General features: G+C 59.5%; 12 protein-coding genes. 6 read left to right on the top strand and 6 right to left on the bottom strand.

Annotated elements, in window-relative coordinates; all coding sequences use genetic code 11:
- Window positions 1-154 precede the first annotated feature (154 nt).
- The 3 genes from I6J19_RS10050 to I6J19_RS10060 all read left to right on the top strand — a co-directional run bounded on the left by I6J19_RS10050 (window position 155) and on the right by I6J19_RS10060 (window position 8,682).
- Window positions 155-973 carry a hypothetical protein gene (locus I6J19_RS10050; RefSeq protein ID WP_224783718.1) on the top strand — a complete coding sequence of 273 codons (819 nt, stop codon included), beginning with the start codon at window positions 155-157 and terminating at the stop codon, window positions 971-973.
- 91 nt (window positions 974-1,064) lie between these two features.
- Window positions 1,065-4,910, top strand: coding sequence for an ABC transporter ATP-binding protein (locus I6J19_RS10055; protein ID WP_235191242.1), 3,846 nt, complete (start codon window positions 1,065-1,067; stop codon window positions 4,908-4,910).
- Between the two features lie 103 nt (window positions 4,911-5,013).
- Window positions 5,014-8,682, top strand: a complete 3,669-nt coding sequence (locus tag I6J19_RS10060; RefSeq protein ID WP_038628381.1) for a multifunctional oxoglutarate decarboxylase/oxoglutarate dehydrogenase thiamine pyrophosphate-binding subunit/dihydrolipoyllysine-residue succinyltransferase subunit — start codon at window positions 5,014-5,016, stop codon at window positions 8,680-8,682.
- Between the two features lie 417 nt (window positions 8,683-9,099).
- Here the strand turns inward: I6J19_RS10060 and I6J19_RS10065 are convergent, their stop codons facing one another.
- Window positions 9,100-9,855 (bottom strand): type 2 periplasmic-binding domain-containing protein, encoded by a 756-nt coding sequence (locus I6J19_RS10065; protein WP_038628378.1) that lies wholly within the window; start codon window positions 9,853-9,855, stop codon window positions 9,100-9,102.
- Between the two features lie 43 nt (window positions 9,856-9,898).
- Here I6J19_RS10065 and I6J19_RS10070 point away from each other — a divergent pair, with 43 nt between their 5' ends.
- Complete coding sequence (locus I6J19_RS10070) at window positions 9,899-11,122, top strand: magnesium and cobalt transport protein CorA (protein WP_049180822.1); 1,224 nt, start codon at window positions 9,899-9,901, stop codon at window positions 11,120-11,122.
- Window positions 11,123-11,165: 43 nt separating this feature from the next.
- On the opposite strand, the gene I6J19_RS10075 is transcribed toward I6J19_RS10070, so the two are convergent.
- A complete protein-coding gene (locus I6J19_RS10075; RefSeq protein ID WP_038628373.1) occupies window positions 11,166-11,648 on the bottom strand; it encodes a YflT domain-containing protein in 483 nt (160 codons plus the stop codon).
- Between the two features lie 319 nt (window positions 11,649-11,967).
- On the opposite strand from I6J19_RS10075, the gene I6J19_RS10080 reads away from it, so the two are divergent.
- Window positions 11,968-13,101, top strand: coding sequence for an Mrp/NBP35 family ATP-binding protein (locus I6J19_RS10080; RefSeq protein WP_038628370.1), 1,134 nt, complete (start codon window positions 11,968-11,970; stop codon window positions 13,099-13,101).
- A gap of 281 nt (window positions 13,102-13,382) precedes the next feature.
- On the opposite strand, the gene tatB is transcribed toward I6J19_RS10080, so the two are convergent.
- From tatB to sigE, 4 genes are all read right to left on the bottom strand, one after another.
- The gene (gene tatB, locus I6J19_RS10085) at window positions 13,383-13,967 is read right to left on the bottom strand and encodes a Sec-independent protein translocase protein TatB (protein WP_187402567.1); all 585 of its coding nucleotides are present in this window, start codon (window positions 13,965-13,967) and stop codon (window positions 13,383-13,385) included.
- 112 nt (window positions 13,968-14,079) lie between these two features.
- Entirely contained in the window at window positions 14,080-15,399 is a 1,320-nt protein-coding gene (locus tag I6J19_RS10090) for a S1C family serine protease (RefSeq protein ID WP_038628365.1), read from the bottom strand.
- On the bottom strand, window positions 15,399-15,791 hold the full coding sequence (locus tag I6J19_RS10095; RefSeq protein WP_052155595.1) for an anti-sigma factor family protein: 393 nt from the start codon (window positions 15,789-15,791) through the stop codon (window positions 15,399-15,401). Before I6J19_RS10095 ends, I6J19_RS10090 begins: the two co-directional genes overlap by 1 nt.
- A 50-nt stretch (window positions 15,792-15,841) precedes the next feature.
- Complete coding sequence (gene sigE / locus I6J19_RS10100) at window positions 15,842-16,495, bottom strand: RNA polymerase sigma factor SigE (RefSeq protein WP_038628362.1); 654 nt, start codon at window positions 16,493-16,495, stop codon at window positions 15,842-15,844.
- Window positions 16,496-16,653: 158 nt separating this feature from the next.
- On the opposite strand from sigE, the gene I6J19_RS10105 reads away from it, so the two are divergent.
- Window positions 16,654-17,328 carry an O-methyltransferase gene (locus tag I6J19_RS10105; protein ID WP_038628360.1) on the top strand — a complete coding sequence of 225 codons (675 nt, stop codon included), beginning with the start codon at window positions 16,654-16,656 and terminating at the stop codon, window positions 17,326-17,328.
- Window positions 17,329-17,417: the final 89 nt, after the last annotated feature.

The following is a 17,417-nucleotide window of genomic DNA, read 5'->3' on the forward strand; positions in this document are numbered from 1 at the left end:
CCGTACACCTGTCTATTTTTCCACCGACTACGGAATTTCCCCACAGCTCAGTAGTGTTTATATGGGCATATGGCTCTCAACGGACCCGTTTAGGAGGTCTACTACTTTGTTCCAAAAGACGAAGAAGGATTCAACTCGCACAGTAACTGATGCAGTGAACTCAACCCCCGAAGCGATTGAACGTGATGCCGGAAAACTGGGAACCCTTCTTATCCAAACCCTGGATAAGACCATGAGCTGGCAGTCATCTGCCATCACCGGGTACGTCAGTTCCCTGCACAAGCGCAAAAAAGATGAAACTCCGGCGCAGGTACAGGAACGTATTGATTCCCACTACCTGAACCTGGTCACCGGCACCGGTGGTGCAGCTGGGGGCAGCGCGGTTCTTCCCGGCGTCGGCATGATTACGGGCTTGGCTGCAGTTACCGGTGAATCGCTGCTGTTCCTGGAAGCATCCGCCTGGTACACACTGGCCTCAGCAACCCTGCGCAATATTGACATCACCGATCCACAACGCCGTCGCACGCTGATTCTTGCGGCCATGAGCGGTTCTGAAGGGACAGCTATTATGGCCTCCCTGCTTGGCGAGGAATCGCTGCGGAAGCAGACCAAAACTTCCGTGAATTCCCTACTGCCACGGCTTGGCGTTCCGCAGCTGGGTGCAGCAAACCGTCTGCTAATTCGCGAGGCACGCAAGCGCTTGATGAAGAACGCTCGTCTGGCCATCATCGGTAAGATTTTGCCATTTGGAATTGGCGCCGTGGTTGGGGCCTCCGCAAACCGCAAGCTCGGTGGCATTCTTATCAGCTCCACTCGCGCATCTCTGGGCCCACTTCCCCAGGATTGGTCGGACTTTGAACGAAAGCTACCGGCTAAATCCAACACCTCTGAAGACTCGAAGAAGGACTCAAAGTCATCGAGGTTCTCGATTCCCTCGGCGCTGAAGTGGCCGAAGAAAAAGAAGAATAAGTAGTTCCTCTTACTCCGATTACCCTTCAGCGACGTTTTTCAATGGAAGAGCGGTACCCACCATGGCCCAGAGCAAACCCCGCAGAACCTCTCCTATGAAGTTCTTGTGGAAACAGTCTCTTCACAGGCCACTACCGCTCTATGGTGTCGTTGTTGCAGCGCTAATCGTTGTCGGGGTGGAGTCCGTACTTCCGCTTCTCACTAGAGATGCCATTGATGTAGCAACGGGCTCGTCCGATGGCGGTGTCCCCGCGCGCCTGCTGCCGTCCCTAACTCCCCTGCAGGCAGTCATTTCCGTATTTCTGGCCATCGCGTTAGTACGCTTCATCGCCCAGGTGGGGCGCAGATTCTTCTCCGGCAAACTCTCCATTGATGTTCAGCACGACCTGCGACTAAAAATCCTTCGCTCCCTACAAAACCTCGATGGTCCAGCACAAGACCGAGTCAACACCGGCCAGGTTGTGTCACGGTCAATTTCCGACCTCCAGGCTGTGTCCGGACTACTGGCGATGCTGCCGTTGACGCTGGGGTCCGTCGTCAAGCTATTCATCACTATCGGCATCATGCTCGCCCTCTCGCTGCCCCTGACACTGGTCGGCCTCGCCGTGGTGCCAGCGATTGTCTACATTGCAGTGAATTCGCGTGACAAACTCCATGCCGCAACCTGGGCTGCCCAACAGCAAGCAGGCGAGATTGCCGGACAAGTCGAGGAAACCGTTTCCGGCATCCGTGTTGTCAAGGCGTTTGCGCAGGGTGACAACGAAGTTGTGAAGATGGAGCGTAACTCGTCTCTGCTCTATTCCCTCCGCCTGCGAGCGGCAAAACTCAGCGCTCGATTCCAACCGGCGCTGCAGTCGTTGCCGCAACTGTCCCTCGTCGGAAATATCGCGGTCGGTGGCTGGCTAGCGATTCACGGACACATCACCCTAGGCACGTTCGTAGCTTTTGCCACGTATCTCACCAGCCTGACTGCCCTGTCGCGTCTGGTCTCCAACATGGTCATCTCGATACAGCTGACGTCGGCAAGCATCGACCGCATTTCCGATGTCATCGACGCCCGACCAGACAACCCCGAACCCACCGACGCGCTTCCTCTCCCCGACGGCCCCGTTGGCATCAGCTTCAACCACGTCACCCACAGCCGTGGCGGACGCACGCTTATCGACGATGTCTCATTCTCCGTCGCGCCAGGGGCGACCTTAGCGTTGATTGGCCCACCGGGGTCCGGAAAGACTATCGCCACGGAGTTACTCGGCCGTCACTATCTGCCGGATTCGGGAACTATCACTATCGATGCGCCCAGCCACGGCACATCCACAGATACCGCGCGCACTCTCTCCAGCGACGTATATGACGCTATTACTGTCGTTCCGGACACTCCTTATTTATTTGCGGGCACGTTGCGTGAGAACATTGCATTCGCCAATCCCGCGGCGTCCCAGGAAGAGATTATCGCCGCAGCGACCGCCGCCCAGGTCAACTTCGTCGACGACCTGCCTCAGGGGTGGGACACAGCCATCGGCGAGCGCGGGCATAATCTCTCCGGCGGACAAGCTCAACGCGTGGCATTAGCACGGGCATTCCTCGCCCTTCCTCGAGTTTTGGTTCTCGATGACGCAACCTCAGCAATCGATGCTGCAACTGAGTTGGAAATCTTCAACGCGCTGACCTCACAGCTGGCGGATACGACTATCGTCATCGTGGCGCATCGATCTTCCACTCTCGAGCAGGCGGACCACATCGCCATTTTCGAAGACGGTGCCCTCACCGGCATTGGAACCAAGGCCGAACTGATTACTTCTCATCCGCGCTTCACCGAGCTGATGGACATCGACCAGAGTGCCTACCCCGAAATCGAAAACCTCGTTCTCGACCCCATCGACAGTGAGGACCCCAGCCCCGAGGAACTCTGGCCCGACGAATCCGCACCAACCTCCGACGACTCCACGTCAGACACCTCTGCGCGGCTTCCCGGAGGCGCCACTTCTCAAATGGCCCGCGGGGCTGGCCGAGCCGGAGGCGGTCCAGGTGGACCCGGTGGCCCTGGTGGTCCCGGTGGCCGCGGCGGCGGGCGTGGCGGCATGGGGGCGGCTCTCGCCAATGCTCCTGCGACGCCAGAGCTTCTCGAGCGTGTGCGAAACCTCCCACCCGCTAGCGAAAAACCGCGTGTACCAGCTCGAGCACTCGACAACTCCGAGCCTTTTTCTCTGCGCCGGCTGCTCTCCTACGTCCGCGGCCTATTTATAAGCGTCATTGCGCTGCTCGCCCTCATTGCCGTTGCCGATCTCGCGTTCCCCATGCTCGTGCGCTACGCCATTGACCACGGCATCCGTGAGCACAATGAAGCCGTGTTGTGGGCCTGCGCCGCAGGCGGTTTGGCGACAGTCCTCATCAGCTGGATTGCCGTAGCCACAAATGCTGTTATTACTGCGCGTACTGGTGAGCGGCTGCTCTATGCCCTGCGTGTGCGCTGCTACCGTCACCTGCAGTCGCTTGGCATTAACTACTTCGAGGCCAATCGCTCGGGTGCCATCATGACGAGGATGACAACCGACATCGACGCGCTGTCGTCGTTCCTACAAACGGGATTGGCAGAGGGCGCGATTGCCACGTTCACTCTGCTCGGTGTCTCAGTGCTGTTGCTTGCCACACAGGTGTCACTCGCCGCGGTGGCGTTGGCGACGCTTCCCATCATTGTGGCGGCCACCCTGGTATTCCGCCGAATCTCCTCGCGCCTATACAAGGCTGCACGCGAGCAACTTTCCTTGGTCAACGCTGATTTCCAGGAGACCATTGGTGGGCTTCGCGAGATTCAGATGTACCACCGCGTCGCCGATATCGAATCTTCCTTTGCCGAGGAATCCGATAAGTATCGCGCAATTCGTCAGCGAGCACAGCTGGCCGTGGCCTTATTCTTCCCCGGCATCAACTTCGTCTCTGAGTTGGCAACAGCTGCGGTGTTGGCTGTCGGCGCCCAACAGGTTGCTGCGGGAACTACGACGCCCGGCGTACTCGTCGCCTTCACGCTATACCTGGGAATGCTCTTTGGCCCGATTCAGCAGCTGTCCCATGTTTTCGACGGCTACCAGCAGGCGAAGGTCGGTCTCAATCGCATTGGTGACCTCCTACAGACCGCCCCCATGCCAGATTACGGCACTACTGACGGCGCGTCCCGTGCAGCCGCTGGCGACCTGCGCTTAGACAAGGTGACTTTCTCCTACCCCGCCGCCAACTCTGAGCACGAACGCCCGCAGGTCCTCGATGCTCTCGATTTGCAGATTCCTGCCGGAGAAACAGTCGCAATTGTCGGGTCCACCGGTGCCGGAAAATCAACAATCATTAAGTTGTTTGCCCGTTTTTACGATCCAGTTGACGGTGTGGTGCGAGCCTCTGAAACTGACATCCGCGACTTCCCTCTTAACGATTGGCGACGCCCCCTCGGCTATGTCCCCCAAGAATCACACCTATTTTCGGGGACAGTAGCAACAAATATTTCCTACGGTCTGCCGGACAGCAGTCATGCTGAAATCCAGCAAGCCGCGAAGAATGTCGGCGCTCTCAGCACCATTGCCAGCCTGCCCGGTGGCTTCCACCACCCCGTCGGCCCAGATGGCCGAGGGCTCTCCTCCGGACAGCGTCAACTCATCGCACTCGCTCGTGCCGAAATGATGCGTCCTGAACTGCTGCTTCTCGACGAGGCCACCGCGACACTCGACCCTGCAACAGAGTCGGCAATCCTCGAAGCCACTGACCGTGCGTCGCGTCAACGCTCGGCAATTATTGTGGCCCACCGCCTGGCTACGGCTGCTCGGGCCAACCGGATTTTGGTACTTGACCACGGGCGTATTGTCGAGGACGGCTCCCATGACGAGCTTCTCGCGGCGGGTGGCCAATACGCAGAGCTCTGGAGCAAGTACCATATGGGGAGCGCGACGGTGTAGTAATTCAGAATTTTCGTTATCCTTGAATGACACTTTGACGCTTGCGCTCATTAGAATAAACGTGAGTTAGTAAAACTAAGACGAAAAGAGGCGAGTACCTGCCGTGAGCAGCGACATGAGCTTCGGCCAGAACGAATGGCTGGTCGACGAGATGTACCAGCAATTCCAGAAGGATCCACAGTCTGTGGGTCAGGAATGGCGCGAATTCTTCGCAACCCACACCCCGTCCCAAAAGGGCGAGGACCTTTCCAACATGGCAAAGCCCGCAGCAGCCACGAAGGAGGAAGCAAAGGCAACCGGACGTCGTGAGTCCAAGGGGGTCGAACCAACCAAGACCCCGAACAAGCCGTCGTCTCCGAAGCCGAAGAAGTCCCCGATGGATGCAGCAGCCAAGGTTTCGGCTGTTGAATCCGGCGAGGAGCCTCTGAAGGGCGTCGCACGGGCTATCGCTAAGAACATGGATGTCTCCCTGGAGATGCCGACTGCTACGTCGGTTCGCGATATGCCGGCACGTCTGATGTTTGAAAACCGCACTCTGGTTAACAATCATCTGGCACGCGCCCGCGGCGGCAAGATTTCCTTCACCCACATCATTGGTTACGCCATGGTGAAGGCTGTCATGCTCCACCCGGACATGAACAACAACTACAAGGTGGTTGACGGCAAGCCAGTTCTGGTTACCCCGGAACACATTAACCTCGGCCTGGCCATTGATATGCCAGCTAAGGATGGCTCTCGTTCTCTCGTAGTTGCCGCTATCCGTGAGTGTGAGACCCTGACCTTCAAGCAGTTCGTCGACGCCTACGAGGACATCGTCGTTCGTGCTCGCCACGGCAAGCTGACCGGCAAGGACTTCCAGGGTGTCACCATTTCCCTGACCAACCCGGGCGGCATCGGTACCCGCCACTCCGTCCCGCGCCTGACCAAGGGCCAGGGCGCGATTATCGGTGTCGGTTCCATGGATTACCCGGCTGAGTTCGCCGGTGCTTCCGCTGACCGTCTGGCAGAGATGGGCATCGGCAAGCTGGTGACCATCACCTCTACTTACGACCACCGCATCATCCAGGGTGCAGAGTCCGGTGAGTTCCTGCGTACGATGAGCAACCTGCTCGTCGACGACAAGTTCTGGGACCACATCTTCCAGACCATGCGCGTCCCGTACACCCCAATCCGTTGGGCACAGGACCTGCCGAACACGGGTATCGACAAGAACACCCGCGTTATGCGTCTGATTGAGGCCTACCGCTCCCGCGGTCACCTGTTGGCTGACATCGACCCGCTGCGTTCTGACCAGCCGAATACTTCCGCTCCGAACCATGCTGACCTCGATATCGAGGAGCACGGTCTGACCCTGTGGGATCTGGACCGCACCTTCAACGTCGGTGGTTTCGGCGGCAAGGAGACGATGACGCTGCGCGAGGTGCTTTCTCGGCTGCGCAACGCATACTGCCTCAAGGTCGGTTCCGAGTACGCTCACATTCTCGACCGCGAAGAGCGCGAGTGGTTGGAAGAGCGCCTTGAGGGCGGCCAGCCGAAGCCGTCCCACGCTGAGCAGAAGTACATCCTGCAGAAACTGAACGCAGCTGAGGCATTCGAGAACTTCCTGCAGACCAAGTACGTCGGGCAGAAGCGCTTCTCCCTTGAGGGTGCAGAGTCGCTGATTCCGCTGATGGACTCCGCCATCGATACCGCTGCTGGTGCTGGCCTGGATGAGGTCGTCATCGGTATGCCACACCGCGGTCGACTGAATGTGCTCGCAAACATCGTCGGCAAGCCACTGCGCCAGATCTTCACCGAGTTCGAGGGCAACATCGACCCGGCACAGGTCGGCGGTTCTGGTGACGTCAAGTACCACCTGGGCACTACTGGTCGTCACATCCAGATGTTCGGCGAGGGCGAGATCGACGTCACCCTGACTGCGAACCCGTCCCACCTCGAAGCCGTCAACCCGGTCGTTGAGGGTCTTGCTCGTGCACGCCAGGACAAGATCAACAAGGGCGAAGAGGGCTACTCCGTCATGCCGCTGCTGCTGCACGGTGACGCTTCCTTCGCCGGCCTGGGCATTGTCCAGGAGACCCTGAACCTCATGTCCCTGCGTGGTTACAAGGTCGGCGGTACCGTCCACATCGTGGTGAACAACCAGATTGGCTTCACCACTTCACCGGACTCCGGTCGCTCCTCCTACTACGCAACCGACATTGCCAAGGCATACGGCTGCCCGGTCTTCCACGTCAACGGTGACGACCCGGAGGCTGTCGTCTGGGTCGGCCAGCTGGCTGTTGAGTACCGTAACCGCTATGGCAAGGACGTCTTCATCGACCTGGTCTGCTACCGCAAGCGCGGCCACAACGAGGCCGATGACCCGTCTATGACTCAGCCGATGATGTACAAGATCATCGACGAGAAGGAAAGCGTTCGCGCTCAGTACACCGAGGACCTCATCGGTCGCGGTGATATTTCCGAGGAAGAGTACGAAGCAGTACGCCGAGACTTCCACGACCAGATGGAAGCTGTCTTCAACGAGGTCCGCGCAGCTCAGGACGCAAAGCCGGGCGAGCAGACCGGTATCGCCGGTTCTCAGCCGCTGCCGCATGGCCTCAAGACCGGTATCGAGAAGGCTGAAATCGTCGAGATTGGTCAGTCTTACGTCAACCTCCCTGAGGGCTTCAAGATTCACCCGCGTGTTGCGCCGGTCGCTAAGAAGCGCGCGGAGATGACTCAGGAAGGTGGCATCGACTGGGGTATGGCCGAGCTGCTGGCAATCGGCTCCTTCACCGGTGCTGGCATCGACGTCCGCTTCGCAGGTGAGGATGTCCGCCGCGGTACCTTTACCTCTCGCCATGCAGTTCTGATTGACTCCGAGGACGGTTCGGAATACAACCCGATCGACGCCTACGGTAAGTCCAAGAACGGTGGCCGCTTCATGATCTACAACTCGGCTCTGACCGAGTACGCAGGCATGGGCTTCGAATACGGCTACACCCTGGGTAACCCGGATGCAGCAGTGTTCTGGGAGGCACAGTTCGGTGACTTCGCCAACGGCGCTCAGACCACTATTGACCAGTACGTTTCCTCGGGCGAGGCTAAGTGGGGTCAGACCTCCAAGCTGATTCTGCTGCTTCCGCACGGCTACGAGGGCATGGGCCCGGACCACTCTTCGGCACGTATCGAGCGCTTCCTGCAGCTCGCAGCCGAGGGTTCCTACACCGTTGCTCAGCCGTCCGAGCCGGCTAACTACTTCCACCTGCTGCGTCGCCACGTCCTGTCCGACCTGCACCGTCCGCTGGTTGTGTTCTCTCCGAAGTCGATGCTGCGCAACAAGATGGCAGCGTCCGCTGTCGAGGACTTCACCAACCCGAACAAGTTCCGCTCGGTCATCGATGACCCGAACTTCGAGTCTAAGGGCAAGTCCGGCATCAAGACCTTGCTGCTCTGCTCCGGCAAGATCTACTGGGAGCTGGAGAAGAAGCGCAAGAAGGACAAGCGCGACGACATCGCAATCGCTCGCCTGGAGATGCTGCACCCGTTGCCGCACAACCGTCTCCGCGACCTCTTCGAGTCTTACCCGGATCTTGAGGAAGTCCGCTGGGTCCAGGATGAGCCGGCTAACCAGGGCCCATGGCCATTCCTGGCACTGAACCTCCCAGAGGCTCTGCCGGATATGCCGAAGCTGACTCGCGTTTCCCGCCGTGCGCAGTCCTCCACCGCAACTGGTGTGGCCAAGGTCCACCAGATTGAGGAGAAGGCTCTTCTGGAAGAGGCTCTTAAGTAGGTCTCGCGAGACCGCGGTGAAGTCGCGTGATTGAGAACACCGCTTCACCAGGTGGTCTTCACTGGCGGTCTTCACTGGTGGTCTTCACTGGTGATCAAACGCTAAGGGGCTCCAACCACTCGGTTGGAGCCCCTTAGTCGTTGTCTAGCAATTGTCAGACGCACAGTAGATAAGGGTTAATAGACAGAATGCGTGTCCGGTCGGCGTGTTACCGGGTCGGCACCATTTACTACTTAGTCCTCAATGCGAGTTACTGACTGCGTTTATGACAAAATGACCTGAAAAATGGCATGAAAATGTCATAAACTCGCACAGTTTCACATTTGCAGCCGGCATTCAAGGGCGAATAGACAAACACAGCAGCAGCCAACAGCGGATACGCGTCAGATACCGCCGCAACTAGCCCCGCCGCCCCGGCTACGCCTTATCCAGCCACTCCTGAGCGACCAACTCAGGGCTGGCGCCACCAGCCACAGCCCGGGTCATCAGCTTTAAGTCCTCAGTGCTCAGCGAACCAGCAATCTCATTGAGCACTCGGACTCGATCGCTCCGGTCCAACGCTGGCTTGACGTAGAAAGGCACAAGCCATTGCGGCAAGTCAGCCCCAGCATTGTCAGCTGGCACATCCGTGCACCCCTGCGCCATGCCCGCGTCGGTGGCCATAACTTCACCCGGCAACGACCGCGAAAATGCGTCGTAAACACGGTCTCGCCACTCGCCGCTGAATTGCTTGTGCGGGGTGGAGTCGTCGGCGTACTCCTCAGCCAGCGAAGCCGCGGACGCGGAATCGCTCAGGCCGAGCAGCTCACCTGTGCATCCGAAAGAGACCAGGACTGCTTCATTGCGTACGGCCCGCAACCGGTCATCAGCATCGCGAATGCCGATGACCTCCGCTTGCCGCCCTATCCTCTCAAAGCTTTGCGCATACAGGTACGCAAGAGCTGCCTGCTCGGGGTTGCGTAGGTCTGCCCCGACAGTCACTACCGCCTCCTGTTCGGGAGGAACGGGCATCTGCGGATCTAAATCAGAACATGCGGCAAGACCGAACCCCGCTGCCCCAGCGACCAATGCCAGGGCGGTAAAAGTGCACGCAGTAGCCTTGGAGCTCCCCTTGCACCCCATTGAGCGGATGCGAAAGTGGAACCCGGCGTTCGCACGTCTAAAATTAATCATCGACACCAGCGTAACCTACGAACGGATTGTGAGGTCACCCAGAATGGGCGATGAGAAAAGCCGCAACAACAGCGCTTCGTCAAAGGCTCGCAATCCGCGAACTAACTCGGTCAGTAAAAGCCAAACGCCGTCGGCCACAGCAAAACCCGGCAAAACTGCTCGGGCAACGAATGCAGCTAAATCCGCAGCAATGTCAGCTGTCTCGAAGGTGACGCGCACCAACGGATCGTCGTCAAGCGTGGGAGAAACGCAGTCGGAGGCGGTGCGCGATGCCCTGCGCGATTGCGGCGTCTACATCGGCGGCAAGCGTTTGCCGGGCACCTACGACCACTTCTCCGGTCTGTCCGAGGTGCGTAATTTTGGCGAGGGCTTCACGTGGCTGTCATTGTCGCGCCCCAACGCGACACAGATGGACGCCATCGCTGAGCTTTACGGGCTGGATGAGCTGACGGTGGAGGATGCACTGACTAACCGCCAGCGCCCCAAGATTGAAATCCACGATGATCACGTGGTTTTTGTGATTCGCTCGATTCACTACTCCCCGGAAGGTCTCGCGGACGACGAAAATGAGATCATTCGTTCTGGCCAGCTGATGATTGTTATCGGCCAGGAGTACGTCATCACCATTCGCATGGGCATGCCGAGCTCGGATATGCAGCGCATTAGCGCGCGTGTGGAAAACACCACCGACGCCATCGACTACGGTCCCGCGGGCGTGCTGTGGGCGCTGACGGACAACCTCGTCGATGCGTACCTGCGCATTGCGTTGCAGCTGGAAGATCGCGTGGAGATTATGGAAGATGCCGTCTTCGAGCCGAATTTGGTGTCGGATATTGAGGACATTTACATCCTCAAACGAGAAATCCTGGAGATGCGCCACGCAATCGATCCGCTGACGCCGGCGCTGCGCTCCCTGATGAATCTGCGAGAAGACATCATGCCGAAGGACGTCAGCCGTTATCTTTCCGATGTTCTCGACCACCAGCTCGCCGCGGCGGACCTCGTAGCCGGACTCGACGAACGCCTCTCCTCCCTCATCGACGCCGCCGCAGTGAAGATCCAGCTGCAGCAGAACCAGGACATGCGTACTATCTCGGCATACGCGGCTATTCTCGCCGTGCCAACCGCCCTGGCCGGTATCTACGGCATGAACTTCGACCGCATGCCCGAACTGCACTGGGAGTACGGGTACTTCATCGTCCTCGCCATCATGTTCGCCATTGTGGCGTTTTTGGTGTGGCTCCTGCGCCGCAACAAGTGGCTGTAGTTTCCGCTTCTGGCAGGCAACGCTTTACGACGAGTACAACAACCTACCCGCGGTTCCCACCGAGAGCCCGCTGCGCCAACAGGTCGCGAGCACGCTCGGCATTGCGGGGATTGCACAAAACATCGTAGCGACGAGCAACAATCTCCGTGGTGGTGGAGAAATCCCGCTTGCCGTTTTGCATGGCGTATGGGACTGCCGCCAGCACGATGCCAAAGATGGCGCCCATCCCGAGGCCAACAATCAACGGGCTAACCCAATCTTCCTGGAAAAGCCCCAGAATCAGGCCGAAGAACAGGCCCATCCATAGGCCGTACAGCGCGCCACCACCGAGCACTTTCGGCCAGGTCAACCGACCTACCACGCGCTCCACCTGCATCAGGTCAACGCCGACGATGGTGAGGTCGGAAACCGGGAACTCATCGCGATCACTGAGCGAATCAACCGCAGCCTGGGCATCGGCGTAGTTGGTGAAGCTACCCACCGGCCACCCCTCGGGCACCTGCCGCTGAGGCAACCGGGACTTCATGCTCTGTTCCCGGCCGCTCCCCCAACCGCTGTTCGCTTCCCCATTTGCCATCGGTACTTTCACCGTTCCCTTGCAGTTGTTGTCACAGCAATTGGTGACTCAGTTGCTGAAAATATTGCTAAAACTATCGCTAAAAAGCGTTCTATCAAGGACAACGCCTGACAGTTTCCAATTGTTCCACCGTCTGGCCCACCACCCATTCCACCGCCACCGCGCTTGTCGGAAGGGTTGGGCGCTGTGACCGTCGTAAAGCGGAAAACTGCTGATTTTGTCAGTAGTTCTTTGTCTTACGGGGTCTCACGATAAGATTCACTACATAATGTCTACGATTACTGAAGCTGAAGTTCGCACCGCCCTGGCGCAGGTCGAAGATCCTGAGGTACGTCGCCCGATTACCGAGATTGGCATGGTCAAGTCCATCTCGGTGGCGGACAACAACGACGTGGCCGTGGAGATTTACCTCACCATCGCCGGTTGCCCCATGAAAAACACCATCATCGAGCGCACCGAAGATGCGCTCAACGGTATCGAGGGCGTTGGCAACGTCACCGTCACCACCGATGTGATGAATGACGAGCAGCGCCGCGAGTTCCGCAACGCCGTCCGCGGCACCGCCTCCGAGCCGGTGATCCCATTCGCCCAGCCGGACTCCCGCACCCGCGTGTTCGCCGTCGCCTCCGGTAAGGGTGGCGTTGGTAAGTCCTCTGTGACCGTGAACCTCGCTGCCGCGCTGGCTGCGAAGGGTCTATCTGTCGGTGTGCTCGATGCCGATGTCTACGGCCACTCCATCCCGCACATGATGGGCTCCGAGGAAAAGCCGCACCAGGTCGACGACATGATTATGCCTCCGCAGGCACACGACGTGTCGCTGATTTCTATCGGACACTTCGTCGACGACAACGCACCGGTTGTCTGGCGTGGGCCAATGCTGCACCGCGCTATCCAGCAGTTCCTCGCGGACGTGTTCTGGGGCGACTTGGACGTCCTGCTTTTCGACCTGCCCCCGGGAACCGGCGACATCGCCATCTCCGTGGCGCAGCTCGTGCCGAACGCTGAGCTAGTGATTGTTACTACCCCGCAGATGGCCGCCGCCGAAGTTGCCGAGCGTGCCGGCACCATCTCGCTGCAGACCCGCCAGCGGATCGCCGGTGTCATTGAGAACATGAGCTGGATGGAAATGCCCGACGGCTCCAAGATGGAAGTCTTCGGCACAGGCGGCGGCGAGACCGTTGCCCGTCGTCTTACCCAGATCACCGGAGGAAAGGTCGAGCTGCTCGGCCAGGTGCCACTGGACACCGAACTCCGCGAGGGTGGCGACAAGGGCACCCCGATTGTCCTATCCAAGCCGGATTCGGGCGCGGGCGAGGCCCTGAACGCTATCGCCGACAAGCTGGTTGTTCGTCGCGAGTCGCTCGCAGGCAAGTCGCTAGGCTTGGGCGTGACGCCGAAGTAGTCCTTCGCTTTACGACGATCATAGCGACGCCCCCTCCCCGGTATTTTCAGTGCCGGGAAGGGGGCCTTTGCTCATTGTGGCTGCAGTGTCTGGGGCGTATGTGGTTTGGGGGTTTTCGGCGGTGTAAGTGTTGTCGGTGGTCCGGGGTTTGCGGGCGGTGTATCCACCGACGCGGCTGCGTGCACTTACTGACTAGGTTTATGACAGTTTCGTGGCAAAATTTGTGCTCAAAGTGTCATAACCCTGGTCAGTAACTTGCGGTCGGGAACGGTTTGCCACCTCTATAGGTTGTCGTCGTCGACCCAGGCCTGCACCCCACGGGGCTGCTGTGGTGTTTGCTGTGCCTGCTGTTGGCGGGCCTGGGCAACTGGATCCTGCCACGTTCCTGGCTGCTGAGCCGACTGCGGGACCGGCTGCTGCGACGGAGCCGGTTGCACTGGCTGGCTCTTGTTGGATTGCTGGTACTGCTGGCCTGCGGCACCAGTTGCTCCAGCCGCACCAGCTACTCCAGAGGATCCACCGGCTCCTGCAGCTCCGGTTGCACCAGTTCCGCCGCCACCCGCTGCGGGCTTACCGGAGAGCATGTCCAGGTAGGTGTCATCGCCGTCGAAAAGCGTCCTGGTGATGGCGGTCTTCGGGTTGAGACGACGGAGATCGTTGAGCTCCTGCAGCGGCTTGCGAAGATCGTCGAAGTCTTCACCGAACTCATCCGAGAGGTTATCGCGTGCGTCATTGATTGCGGTGCGCGCAGCCAGAAGCAATGCGCGGATGTCCTCAATTACCTTCGGCAACCGCTCAGGTCCGATGAGAATTAGTCCGAGGATAAAGAGGACGAGAATCTCGCCCCAGCCAACATTAGAAAACACGTTATACCACCTTAGTTACAGTGCACCTCGCATGCAGCATTGCGCGGCCAAATCCGCCAAATCCGCAGAAACCAGCCAACCCCAGGCAAGTCCAAGCAAAACCAGCGCCACCCTACTCCGGCGTGATCTTCGCCTCCAGCTCGGCTCCGTGGCGAACGATCTTCAATACCGCCTCATTACCAGCGCCAACAGTCCACAGTGCCACCGTGAGCTCATCTGCGGACGATACCGCGCGGTCCCCCACAGCCGTAATCACGTCGCCTTCCTGCAGGCCTTCCCGATCAGCGACACCTCCCGGCAGGATGCTGGCAATCTCGGCACCAGTCAGTGCGCCATTGGAAACCGTGCGCGCTGTCACGCCGATCCCCGGATGAACCGGCTTCTCACCGGCAATGAGCTGCTCAGCGATGGCAACGGCTGAATTGATCGGGATCGCAAAGCCCAACCCCTGTGAGCCACCCGAGCTACTGAAAATCACTGTATTAATACCAATAATGGCACCGCGGATATCCACCAGTGGACCACCCGAGTTACCCGGGTTGATGGAGGCATCGGTCTGAATCGCATCGGCGTAGCCATCCGTATCAGTCCCCTCAGCAGCCAGGCGCACCGGCCGATTAAGCGCCGAGACAATGCCCGAAGTCACCGTTCCGCCCAGCCCCTGCGGCGACCCCATCGCAATCACCGTGTCACCGACCGCAACCGCATTGGAATCACCAAGCTGCGCCACGGTCAGCCCCGCAACGTCTTCGACCTTAATTACGGCGAGGTCGGTCTTCGGGTCGCGGCCAATGATCTTGGCCGGCACCTCTTTCAGCTTGCCACCGTCCCAAAACGTTACCGAGACCTGCATATCCTGCCGGTCCGCCACTGCCGAAACGACATGGTTATTCGTCAAAATATGACCGTCACCATCAATGACAAACCCCGAGCCCACGCCCGAAACCTCACCGGCACTGACCGCAATCGACACCACCGCGGGACGAAGAGTCTCCGCCACCTTGCCGATTTCGGTCAAATCGCCGTTGCCCGGTCGCCCCTCGACCTGTTGCAACTCCACACGCTGGTAGTCCGAGCGGAAAGTCTTACCAGCCCAACCGCCGACAAAGCCACCAACACCGCCAATCAGCAGCACCACGGCCGACGACGCCGCAATCACACGCCACGGCACCTCACGGCCAAAAATCACTTCCCGCGCGCTGACGCGGGGGGCCATCTTCGGGCGAGGTTTCTTCTTCGCTTCGGGTTTGCGGGCTGGACGCCCCGTCGTCATGCGTGACGACGAATCCTGCCACGGCGAATACTCTCTAGTAGTGGCGCTGGTGTCGTCGTCAAGCTTATGCCCTGGCGCACGCTGTAACCCGCCAGTTGCGGCGGCACGATCGGCGTCCGGGGCAAACGCGGAATCATCGAAATCGCGATGTTTGCCCACTAGTGACTACCACCTTTACGAAAACCGCGAACGATCTGCTCCAACGCAGCGCTCAGCGACTCCGGCGGACGGTGCGCGAGATGCCGCGCCGACCTATGGGGCTCTGAGTCCTCGCAGCTGCCTGCGAAATCAGCAATACGAGCGCGCAGCTCAGCTGGAATGTGCAAGGCCGCGCTATCACGCAGACGCTTGGCTGCCTGCCGCTGCTTCGCGACCTCCCGGCGACATTCCGGGCATGCCATCAGGTGCGCCTGCGCACGTCGCTCAGCTACGACCGACAACTCGCCGTCAACAAAAGCGGCAATTGCCTCGGTGCCGAGATGCTCCGTTGACAAAAAACGCTTGTCATCGCCCTGCTGAATCACAGACTGCAGCACCTCCAGAAATCGCACCTATTAACTAGCCCCACAATAGCCGCTCCCACGGATTGAGTGCGGGAAAACTAGCCTGCGGTGACCGACTCCGGCAGCTCCTGCCGCTGCCTCTCCAGACGCTCCAACGTCGCCCGCAAGCTGGAACGTGCCCGGTGAATGCGCGAACGCACGGTGCCCATCTTGAGCCCAAGGGTGTTAGCAATTTCCTCGTAGGTCAGCCCCACCACATCACAGAGGACAACCACCGCGCGATAGTCCGGCTGCAGCTCAGCCAGCGCGATTTCCAAATCCGGATCGAGCATCGCGTCATCGACGGCCTGCTCCGGCGTCTTCAGCGTGCCCGGGACGCGGTCGTAGTTCTCCGGCAACGCCTCCATCCGGATCACCTGCCGATGCCGGACCATATCCAAAAACAGGTTAGTTGTAATCCGATGCAGCCAGCCTTCAAAAGTGCCGGGACGGTATGACTTCAGCGAGCGGAACACACGCATGAATGTCTCCTGCGTCAGGTCTTCCGCGTCCTGTTGGTTACCAGTCAACCGATATGCGAGCCCGTAAACACTATCCGCGTGGGCTTGGACAAGTTCCGACCACGACGGCATCTCTCCCACACCTGCGTCAAAAGCTGCGGTGCCGGACAGTTGCTCAGTTGCGTCAGCGGACGGGGCGTCCTCGCGGCTGGCGCCTGCGCTGACTCGTTCGGACTTGACTCGTTCGGGCATGAGGTTCAGTGTTCCTTACCAACCTTAGGTTTGTAGTGACCTTACCCTGAAAATAGTTTGAGAGTCCAGACAAATTTGAGGCTTGTTTACCCGCCTAGTCCGGCACGGACCGGCGCGCCCCGCTGCCCTGCACGGAGTTTTTTCCTACGCTATAGAGCGTGTCCGAAACGAGTTCTTCTGCTACCCCGCTATCCGCACGTGACGCTATTGCACAGCACGTCAACAACACGACCGTAGTCTCCGAGGCCCTTGAAAGCGCCCGAGAGAGCGCTAGCGAATACGGAGTTGCCGTCCCCGATACGATGACCGGCGCCGCTTTGACCTCGCTCATGGCCCTGACCAGTGCCCGCCGCGACGGCCACCCCGCCGCTGTCATCGCATCGCCTGCAGCAGGCGTAGTCGGTTTGCACCTGGCCGCCGGTCTCGGCGATGACGGCGTTCTCACCTGCATCGACCCTGAGCTCGAGCACCAGTCTCTGGCAAAGTCCGCTTTCCGAGCCGCAGGCATCCGCCCCAACCGACAGCGCTTCCTGCCCTCGCAGCCACTGGAGGTCATGGATCGCCTGGCAGCCGACTCCTACGACTTGGTCTACTTGGACGTCGCCCCGGCAATCCTCCGCGCCGCCCAGGAAAAGGCCTGGCCGCTGCTTCGCTCCGGTGGCGCGCTCGTCCTGACCGGCGCGCTCCTCGACGGCACTGTTGCTGACTCGTCACGCACTGACCGTGACACCGTCGCTGCCCGCGAAGCCGACGAATACATGCTCCAGCTTGACGACGCTTACGTGATGCGGCTCCCCTTAGCAGCCGGAACCACTGTGCTGGTGAAGAAGTAGTTTTCTACTGTTGGCCGGCTGGCTGGCGGCCTCCCGCCAATGCGAGTTACTGACTGCGTTTATGGCTGGCGGCCTCGGGCCAATGCGAG

Source organism: Corynebacterium amycolatum (genome assembly GCF_016889425.1).
Taxonomy (GTDB): domain Bacteria; phylum Actinomycetota; class Actinomycetes; order Mycobacteriales; family Mycobacteriaceae; genus Corynebacterium; species Corynebacterium amycolatum.